Raw genomic sequence first — 9251 nt, forward strand, 5'->3', positions numbered from 1 at the left:
TAGATTAAATTAATAACTTAATTTCACTTTCATTCCTAGTAATAGCTTATTAAAAATAAACCTTTAACTATTACTACCAATAAAGGTATGCTAACACGTGCATGTTTTGTCAGTTTTAAAAATGTAAACGAAATGTTAAAAAGCATTTACGTTTGTAAATCTTTTTATATTTTTTAAATATTGCGTTATTGAAAATGATAAAATACTTTTTCTATTTTTAACAGGGATATTTTAATTTTATAAGTAAACAAATATTTACCCTCTATTTACACTAACTTAAAATTTTGATGTTACCTTAGACATGAATAAAGCGATAGTAGGATTATTGATAATATAAATTTAAATTATAGACGACTAAAAGAAAGCCCTTTTTAATTGAGGAAATGAAGTGCGTGACGTAGTATCTCCTTTTTAATTAAAGCAATAGCTCATGTGTAAGTACCACTAACTTCTAAAGAAGAAGTGGTGCTTTAGACGAAAAGTGAAAGGGCTTATTTATAGTCTAAATTCAGGAGGGACTCAATGAGTAGACCCATGACAAAACCCGTAAAAATCGCAGTTAGCATTTACCTAGCAATCATATTACTAGGTTGTTCTAGTTACTTAATCTTTATTCTTTTAGGTAGTTTACAAGGTAATGATATGAGTCGTTCTGTATTAGATACTGATCCTCATCACATTAATAACGTAACTAAAACATCAAATGAAGACATCCGTGAATTAAATATGAATAAAGCAAATGAACCGAATGAATTACCTAAAGATGAAATAGCTACAAATACACAATCTACACAGTTAGATATTTATAATAAAAAAGCAAATGCCCAATCATCAGATTGAGATGATAGGCATTTGCTTTTATTTCATTTAAAGTCCTTGGCATATTGAATTTGAAACTGTTTAGGCGTCAGTTTGTATTTTTGTTTAAACATTTGAATAAAATAACTCGTCGTTGAGAACCCACATGTCATCGCTACTTCTGTGACACTATGCTTCCTATACATTAATTGCTTAGCACTTTGTTCTAAACGATAATTCTGAAGAAAGTTGAAAGGCGTCTCCCCTACAAATCGTTTAAATAATTTAATCGTTTCCGCTTCACTTATTTGCATTAATTGGCTTATCTCTTGTAACGTTATTTTTTTCTGATAATGAGTTTGTAAATATTCAATACATTGCTTAACTCTTGGGTCAAAGAAATAATGATTTGTTTTATTATATTTTTCAAAAATAAATAATAAATAGTTAAGACATCGATAAAATTCACTTAACACTTCTAATTGATAATACCCTTGTTGTGCTATAAAAGTTTGTCCTACTTTTTCAATACTATCCAATAAACCCACATCTTCCTTAATGCGACGCTCTAATTTGATATATGGAATGGCGGACGATTGATCAATAATATAACTCATATATTTAAAATTAATATATTCCGTCACATCAGGTAATCCTATATTCCAGCAATAAAAACGTGAATTAAATCGAATTTCACGAATTTCATGAACAATATTGGAATTAATAAATAATCCTTCTCCTTGTTCAATCACGATCTCATTATCTGCTATCTTCACTTGTACAGTTCCTTCAGTTACATACATCAACTGTAAAGCGTAATGCCAATGTAGCGGTATGTATCCTAATAACGTTTCATTTAATCTAGTATGTAAAATAACATGAGGCCAACGTCCATCTGGATATTTAATCTTTTCTTCTAAATCGTCATTGATAACCATACGTCTACTCATTCCGAAACACCTCAATATCTTGATAGTTTTAATCATTATTTGAGTATTATCTTATTTAAAAACATTATATTATGAGATTTATAATTTAACAAAATAGATGGAGGTGCATTGAATGACTCGCACGCAACACAGATTAAAAGGTGTGCTCTTCGCTATTATCGGGGCTGCATTATGGGGATTAGGTGGTACCGTTTCTGATTTATTATTTAACCAACGCGGTATAGATGTCGATTGGTATGTGACTGCACGCCTTATTATTAGTGGTATCTTTCTACTAGGTGTTTATAAAGTGCTATACCCAAAGCGCTCTATATTAGTTGTTTTTAAAAATTTAAAAATATTCATTAGCTTACTGATTTATAGTTTAATAGGCATGTTATTTGTGCAATACGCTTATATGTCTTCGATTGCTATGGGGAATGTAGCCGTCGCTACTTTACTACAATATATAGCGCCTGTTTATATTATTATTTGGTTTGTCATTCGCGGATTAGATGTATTTCGTCCTTTTGATGTTTTAGCTATTGCGATGACATTAATCGGCACATTTTTATTACTCACAAATGGGTCCATTTCACATTTGGTCGTCTCTCCTACAAGCCTAACATGGGGAATTATTTCAGGCATTGCGCTAGCCTTTTATACAATCTACGCTACTGGCTTGCTTGAGAAGTTTCCTTCTATCTTGGTCGTAGGTTGGGCAATGATTATTTCAGGTATTGCAATGAATTTTAAACATCCAATTTGGCAAGTGCCTTTAACCCAAATGGCACCGTCTACGATAGGATACCTCATCTTCGGCATTATTGCGGGAACAGCTTTAGCGTTCTATCTCTTTATCGATAGTTTGAAATACCTTTCTCCTAAAGAAACGACATTACTGGGTACAATTGAACCCGTTATTGCTGTGGTTACAAGTGCGTTGTGGCTTGATGTCTCATTTAAGTCTATTCAAATCATTGGTATCGTATTGATATTACTACTCATACTCATCTTATCGTTGAAAAAGCAACCAGAAACACCATAGTTAAAATTAAAAGAGAGAGGAATGACGTAAGTTCACGTCATTTCTCTCTCTTTCATTATATTCAACATTCTTGCCACTTTTGACTAATCACTTCATGGCTCATGGTTTTATGATAAATGATGGCATATTATTTAATAATTTTCTTCAATTGTTCAAAGAATTTTTGTTGCTCAGGTAATGGGAAGACTGGATAAATATGGAACAAGTTGTAGCCTGGTGTGAAATCATGATCTATACCTTTTTCACTTAACATCTTAGATAATTTTACTGCATCAGGATATAACGTTTCTTTAGTACCAATAAAGATTGAAATACGTCCTAATCCTTCTAAATCACCATTGATTGGTGAAATTTTATAGTCTTCAATAGGTAAGTTGCCTGCCCATAATTCAATAAAGTATTTACTGCCATCAATACCCAGCATTGGATCAATTTTTTCATATTCTTTTGCTTCCGGATTACTAAACGTAGCATCCAATACTGGTGATACTAAAACAAGATGCCCAGGTTGTTGTAATTGAGTCGTTTCTTTTATATATTGTGCAAATGATAAGGCTATTTGTCCACCAGCAGAATCACCCATAATTGTAATTTGGCTCGCACTATCCACTAACATCAGTTGTTTTTCATAAAGTTCTTTTAATAATTGAAACGTAGTACGATAATCGCGATGTGGCACTTTAGGATAAATAGGCATCACGATTTTAGCATTCAATTCTCCAGCTAATTTATCAATAAATTGAAAATGTTCTTCCAGTGGATCTTGGAACCAAGCACCACCGTGAACATAAAGCACGATTTTTTGTTGACGATCACGTTTATCATTTAAGATATAAGTTAATGAACCATGCCAATCTTTAATTCTAACATCATGTTCAAATTCATAACTTGTACCGCCATATTTACCTGCAGTTATCTCTTTTGTTGTTTCTAATGCTTTTTTCGCATCGTCTACATTCTCGAAAGTCTTTTTCATGCCTGACATTCGAATAAATTTCTCTCTTAAATAACTTTGATAACTACGTTTTTCTTTAACTTTAATATAAGCAAGGAAACCTAATATTCCTGAAGTCATCACTGATAATAATCTTTTTTTCATTTTTATCGTCCTCCTATACATCTATTAATTATAAACCTATATATTGCATTATTTTAGTAAAATACATTTCATTATAACGAATGTTTCAAGGGTTTTTCTTTTATTAATAAAATGGTATTCTTATACTAAATTGTAAGAATTTTCAAAATTTAATAAGAAAGTAGGTTCTCGATTGTGACACGTAATAAAATTGTACTTATTGGTAGTGGATATGTAGGTTCTGCATTTGCACACGCTATAGTAGCAAAAGGATTAGTTGATGAACTCGCTATCATTGATATTGATGAAGATAAAGCCAAAGCTGATGTTTGGGATTTAAATCACGCTACACCTTTTAGCGACAACTTTGTCGATGTTCATCTAGGAACATACTCTGATTGTGCAGATGCTGATATTGTAGTTATTTGTGCTAGCGCTAAACTAGACAAAGGAGAAACGCGTCTTAAACTTCTTGAAGATAACGTGAATATCTTTGTACCTATGGTTCAACAAATTATCGATAACGGCTTCGATGGTTATTTTGTGTTACCGTCAAATCCAGTTGATATTATGAGCTACGTCATTAAAAACGTATCCAACTTCCCTAAAAACAAAGTGATTGGTTCAGGTACATCTCTTGATACTGCGCGCTTCGAATTCTTCTTAAGTCGTACCTTTGATGTAGCTCCTCATAATGTATATGCTCCGGTTATAGGTGAACATGGTGACTCGCAAGTTCATGTTTGGTCACACGCTCAAATAGCAGGTGAACCTGTATTAAAATTACTTGGCAATGATACAGATATCACATCATTTAAGGATTCAATTTCATCACAAACTACTCAAGTAGGTTATGATATATATGTACGAAAAGGAACAACCAATTTTGGAATTTCTTTAAGTTTAGTTCGCATAGTAGAAGCTATTCTCTTTAATAAAAATATTATTATGAATGTATCAAGTTATGTTGAGGGAGAATACGGTTTAAACAATTTATATATTGGCACTCCTACAATTATCAATGGAAATGGAGCCGATCGAATTATCGAATTAGCACTATCAGAAGAAGAATTATCAAAACTAAAACAATCTGGTGAAATTATCGCAGAATACCAACAACGTGCTGATAAAATTATAAATAATTACATATAAAAAGAAAAAGGCTGGGCCATAAATAATATAATGATGCTATTTTGCAAATTCGCAGTAGCTGACTGAACTGAGAAGGCGCTTAAATCAAGCTTTTCTCAGTTCTAGTCATCCATGCGGGCGAGGCCCCAACAAAGAGAATTTCACTAAGAAATTCTACAAGCAAAGCAAGCTGGGAGTGGGACGACGAATTTAAAAAGAATTCTGTCCCACTCCCCCTATTATTAATGTAAACTATCATTCATCAATTGTAGTTGATGTTCAAAGCTTTGCATGTCGATAAAGCGTGCTTGTCGGTGCATTTCTTTTCCATCTAAAAAGATTAAATCTACTGGCACAGTAAAAATGGACAACTCTCCAGCGATGGCTTCTACTTCAGATTGATTAATGACGCCAAACGCAGCATGACTATATTCTTTTACAATATCTTGAATTTGAGGCAATACAGCATGACATACTGAACAATGGTCACGCATAACATGGATGACGGCTAACGGATGTGTCTCTATAAATTGATGAAATTGTTCTATACTGTTAAGTTGTTCTGTCATTACATTCACCTCTACCTCAAATATTTAATCTTTTTTAAGAAGATTTTGGAATACTTCTGGCATCTTAGTAATCTTTTGTTGTTCCAAATCAAAGAATCCGCCTGTTTGGTAACCCACGCAATGTACTTTGTCTCCTGAAGCAATTTCAAATTTAAAGATCCATTTTAAACGACTACCTTTAACATACCAACAACGTCCTACAGGTTTGTCATGAATTGTGATAGGTACTTTATAATCCACTTCAGTTCTCATTAATATTGGAGAAATGTGTTGTTTCATCATTTCAGAGAATGTCATATATTCATTAATGAAGATTGTACGTAAATCCTCGAACCAACGCACATAGACGATATTGCTTACTATACCCATCGCATCAATATCATAGTTATTCACTTCTATTTCTTTTTCGGCTACTAATAAACCTTCCTCAGACATAATATTTAACTCCTTTTATAAATCATCGTACACTTTTATTTTACGCCGTTACATTTTGATTTTCATCAGATATACTTTTATTTTTGAAAATTAAAACCATTGATGATATGCTCACTTTATTTACGGGATTGCTGGCGCAGTGGTATGGAGTCTTCTTGGCCAAATGATGAATCGCATCTACCACCAACATTATAAAGTGATAAATATTATTATAACCGCACTATTACTATACAATGCCATTGAATTATGGTAATTAAAAATCCTGACAGTAGATTAACTACCATCAGGATTTATTTTTCATCTATTTAATTTTCATAATTGCTTTACCAGGATCAACTGACTCGACATCTTCAACTGTTAATGTTTTGTCGCCTAAATTTGTGATGATGACTGGTGTTACGATACTAGGTGCATGTTCTTGTAAGTACGCTAAGTTAATCTTCATTAAAGGTTGACCTTGAGTTACAGGCTCATCCGTATTAACTAAACTTTCGAAACCTTCACCGTTCAATTTCACCGTATCAATACCAATGTGAATTAAGACTTCTACACCAGTATCTGACTCTAAACCAATCGCATGTTTAGTTGGGAAAATGGTCTTAACCGTACCATCAAATGGTGCTACGATTTCTCCTTTTTCCGGAACAAATCCAACGCCATCACCCATCATTTTTTCAGAGAATACCTTATCAGGCACTTCTGATAACGGAATAATGTGTCCTGTACCTGGCGCATAAATTTCTGTTTCTTTCACTTCTTCAACATGAACAGGTTCATCTGAAACTTCTTCAGTCACAGTTGTTTCACTAGGTTTAGTGATTTCACCTTTCATGATTAACGCCATGTCATGCTTAATTTGATCAGATTTAGGTCCAAAGATTGCTTGCATATTATTACCAACTTCAAGTACCCCTGAAGCACCTAATGCTTTTAATCCTTGTACATCAACTTTAGATTTATCATTTACTTCAACACGTAGACGTGTGATACATGCATCTAAATGTTTGATGTTTTCTTTACCACCCATTGCGTCTAACACGTCAAATGGTAATTTCGCAACACTTGAGTTACGAATTTCTTGTTCTTGGTCTTCACGACCTGGTGTTTTAAGATTAAATTTCTTAATCGCAAAGCTGAATAAGAAATAGTAAACAATCGCGTAAACGATACCTACTGGAATTACTAGTAAGGCGTGTGTACGATCCCAGTTTAATAAACCATAAAGAATGTAATCAATAAATCCACCAGAGAATGTCATACCAATCTTCACATCTAGAAGATGCATTACTAAGAATGATGTACCTGCTAAGATAACATGAATGACATATAGTAATGGTGCAACAAATAAGAATGAGAATTCTAATGGCTCAGTGATACCAGTTAAGAATGATGTTAAAGCTGCTGATAACATTAAACCACCAACAACTTTTTTACGTTCAGGACGTGCATTTCTATAAATTGCGAAAGCTGCAGCTGGAAGACCGAACATCATAAATGGATATTTACCAGTTGTGAATGCCCCTGCTGTAAAAGGTACGCCGTCTTTTAACTGTGCCATCCAAATACGTTGGTCACCACGAATTAAGTCACCTGCATGGTCTTTATATTGACCAAATTCAAACCAGAATGGTGCATAGAAGATGTGATGTAAACCAAATGGAATTAATGAACGTTCAATAATACCAAAGATAAATGTTGTTAATGTTAAGTTTTTATTTAATAAGAAATTAGATAATCCGTTTAAACCATCTTGAATTGGTGGCCAAACGAAACTTAATACAATACCTGTAATGATTGCTACAACTGATGTAACAATTGGTACGAAACGTTTACCTGCAAAGAATCCTAAGAATGCTGGTAACGTAATATTGTAGTACTTATTGTAACACCATGCTGCAAGTGCCCCCATGATGATACCGCCAAACACACCTGTTTGAAGTGTTGGAATCCCTAAAATTAAAGCGTTCGCTGGTAATTTATTAGCTTGGCTTAATTCTTTTGCGCCATTAGCATAGCTATAAATATCATCAATTGTGATATGCATAACTTTACCCATTGTCGCATTCATAATTAAGTAACCTACTAAAGCAGCTAAAGCGGCAACCCCATCACCACCAGCTAATCCAAGTGCTGTACCGACTGCAAATAGCAACGGTAAGTTATCAAAGATAATTTGTCCAGCTGCTTCCATGACAGATGAAATCATTACGAAGACATCCATTTTCAACCATGGTGCTAATTTAACTAATTGTTCGTTGTGCATTGCATTACCGAACGCAAGTAAAATACCAGCAGCTGGTAAAATCGCAACTGGTAACATTAACGCTTTACCAATACGTTGCAATTGACCGAAAAACTTCTTAAACATAAGCCTTATTCCCTTCTTAAATCATTTAACGAACTTTATGACAACAAATAAGACATAAGCAAAAAGAGAAAAGTATATCTAAGAAAACGTAAACTCAATTTTTACTCAACCTAATGAGTGTAGAGCTTTCCCGTTGTCTTCTCTACTTCCAAGGATACAAATTACAAAGCCTTATAGTTAATTCATTACTTAATATGTATAGTGATGATTATAGCTTTGTTGTACCCTAATTAAGACGTTTAACTTGTCTTAACCTCTTTTTTGCTTATGCCTAATTTAATAGTAACACGCAGTTCTTTTGTTAATTAATCTTTATTATATACACATGATAAAACGTTTTCAATACTTTTTTGATCCCACTTTATCGTTTTTTTAAATTATTTCTACAAATACTTAAATACTACATAAAAACTATCGTTATATTAATTCCTCATTGAAAAAGAAGTCTTAAAAAATAAATCCTTACATACTAAAAAAGTAATCTTATGATAAATTACGAACAGAAGTTGTGAAAGTGATTTTATTACTATTAATTTTAATGAACTTAAGTGCTCACACACTTAAATAATTAATTCTAAAATGGATAATAGAGCGTAGTTGAGCGCAGGGCCCTAGCACAAAGACTTTCGCATAGAAAGTCTACAAACAAAGCAAGCTGGGGACGGGGCCTCAACATAAAGAATTTCGAATAGAAATTCTACAAGCAATGCAAGTTGGGGTTGAGGAACTTAAGTGTTCAAACACTTACGTAAGTAGTTCTAAGGTAGATTACGAAGTGTAGTTGTGAAGACGCCTAGGGGAGCAGTGCTGTTAATGAACCTAAGTGCTATAGCACTTAGGTAAGTAGTTCTAAAATGGATAATGAAACGTAGTTGAGCGACGCCTGAGGGAGCAG

The 9251-nt window shown here is 33.4% G+C and carries 8 protein-coding genes; 3 read left to right on the top strand and 5 right to left on the bottom strand.

Annotated features, from left to right (window positions below; genetic code table 11):
• The first annotated feature begins 522 nt into the window (after positions 1 to 522).
• Positions 523 to 840 carry a hypothetical protein gene (locus tag CD128_RS12010; protein ID WP_103329228.1) on the top strand — a complete coding sequence of 106 codons (318 nt, stop codon included), beginning with the start codon at positions 523 to 525 and terminating at the stop codon, positions 838 to 840.
• A gap of 23 nt (positions 841 to 863) precedes the next feature.
• Here CD128_RS12010 and CD128_RS06595 read toward each other — a convergent pair whose 3' ends face one another.
• Entirely contained in the window at positions 864 to 1748 is an 885-nt protein-coding gene (locus CD128_RS06595; RefSeq protein ID WP_103329229.1) for an AraC family transcriptional regulator, read from the bottom strand.
• Positions 1749 to 1860: 112 nt separating this feature from the next.
• On the opposite strand from CD128_RS06595, the gene CD128_RS06600 reads away from it, so the two are divergent.
• Positions 1861 to 2775 (top strand): EamA family transporter, encoded by a 915-nt coding sequence (locus tag CD128_RS06600; protein WP_103329230.1) that lies wholly within the window; start codon positions 1861 to 1863, stop codon positions 2773 to 2775.
• Positions 2776 to 2902: 127 nt separating this feature from the next.
• Here CD128_RS06600 and CD128_RS06605 read toward each other — a convergent pair whose 3' ends face one another.
• Complete coding sequence (locus CD128_RS06605; RefSeq protein ID WP_103329231.1) at positions 2903 to 3874, bottom strand: alpha/beta hydrolase fold domain-containing protein; 972 nt, start codon at positions 3872 to 3874, stop codon at positions 2903 to 2905.
• Between the two features lie 174 nt (positions 3875 to 4048).
• Here CD128_RS06605 and CD128_RS06610 point away from each other — a divergent pair, with 174 nt between their 5' ends.
• The gene (locus tag CD128_RS06610) at positions 4049 to 5005 is read left to right on the top strand and encodes an L-lactate dehydrogenase (protein WP_103329232.1); all 957 of its coding nucleotides are present in this window, start codon (positions 4049 to 4051) and stop codon (positions 5003 to 5005) included.
• Between the two features lie 221 nt (positions 5006 to 5226).
• Here the strand turns inward: CD128_RS06610 and CD128_RS06615 are convergent, their stop codons facing one another.
• The 3 genes from CD128_RS06615 to ptsG form a co-directional block, all read right to left on the bottom strand.
• Positions 5227 to 5553: a thioredoxin family protein gene (locus tag CD128_RS06615; RefSeq protein ID WP_103329233.1), complete on the bottom strand. Its 327-nt coding sequence runs from the start codon at positions 5551 to 5553 to the stop codon at positions 5227 to 5229.
• A 24-nt stretch (positions 5554 to 5577) separates the two neighbouring features.
• A complete protein-coding gene (locus CD128_RS06620; RefSeq protein WP_103329234.1) occupies positions 5578 to 5988 on the bottom strand; it encodes an acyl-CoA thioesterase in 411 nt (136 codons plus the stop codon).
• 301 nt (positions 5989 to 6289) lie between these two features.
• The gene (ptsG, locus tag CD128_RS06625) at positions 6290 to 8356 is read right to left on the bottom strand and encodes a glucose-specific PTS transporter subunit IIBC (protein WP_103329235.1); all 2067 of its coding nucleotides are present in this window, start codon (positions 8354 to 8356) and stop codon (positions 6290 to 6292) included.
• Between the last annotated feature and the right edge of the window lie 895 nt (positions 8357 to 9251).

It is taken from the genome of Staphylococcus croceilyticus (genome assembly GCF_002902575.1).
GTDB classification, from domain to species: domain Bacteria; phylum Bacillota; class Bacilli; order Staphylococcales; family Staphylococcaceae; genus Staphylococcus; species Staphylococcus croceilyticus.

What these genes read in the sequence shown, in the direction of transcription:
- CD128_RS12010 (WP_103329228.1), top strand. Translation starts at nt 523, where the DNA reads ATGAGTAGACCCATGACAAAACCCGTAAAAATCGCAGTTAGCATTTAC.
- CD128_RS06595 (WP_103329229.1), bottom strand. Translation starts at nt 1,748, where the DNA reads ATGAGTAGACGTATGGTTATCAATGACGATTTAGAAGAAAAGATTAAA.
- CD128_RS06600 (WP_103329230.1), top strand. Translation starts at nt 1,861, where the DNA reads ATGACTCGCACGCAACACAGATTAAAAGGTGTGCTCTTCGCTATTATC.
- CD128_RS06605 (WP_103329231.1), bottom strand. Translation starts at nt 3,874, where the DNA reads ATGAAAAAAAGATTATTATCAGTGATGACTTCAGGAATATTAGGTTTC.
- CD128_RS06615 (WP_103329233.1), bottom strand. Translation starts at nt 5,553, where the DNA reads ATGACAGAACAACTTAACAGTATAGAACAATTTCATCAATTTATAGAG.
- CD128_RS06620 (WP_103329234.1), bottom strand. Translation starts at nt 5,988, where the DNA reads ATGTCTGAGGAAGGTTTATTAGTAGCCGAAAAAGAAATAGAAGTGAAT.
- ptsG (WP_103329235.1), bottom strand. Translation starts at nt 8,356, where the DNA reads ATGTTTAAGAAGTTTTTCGGTCAATTGCAACGTATTGGTAAAGCGTTA.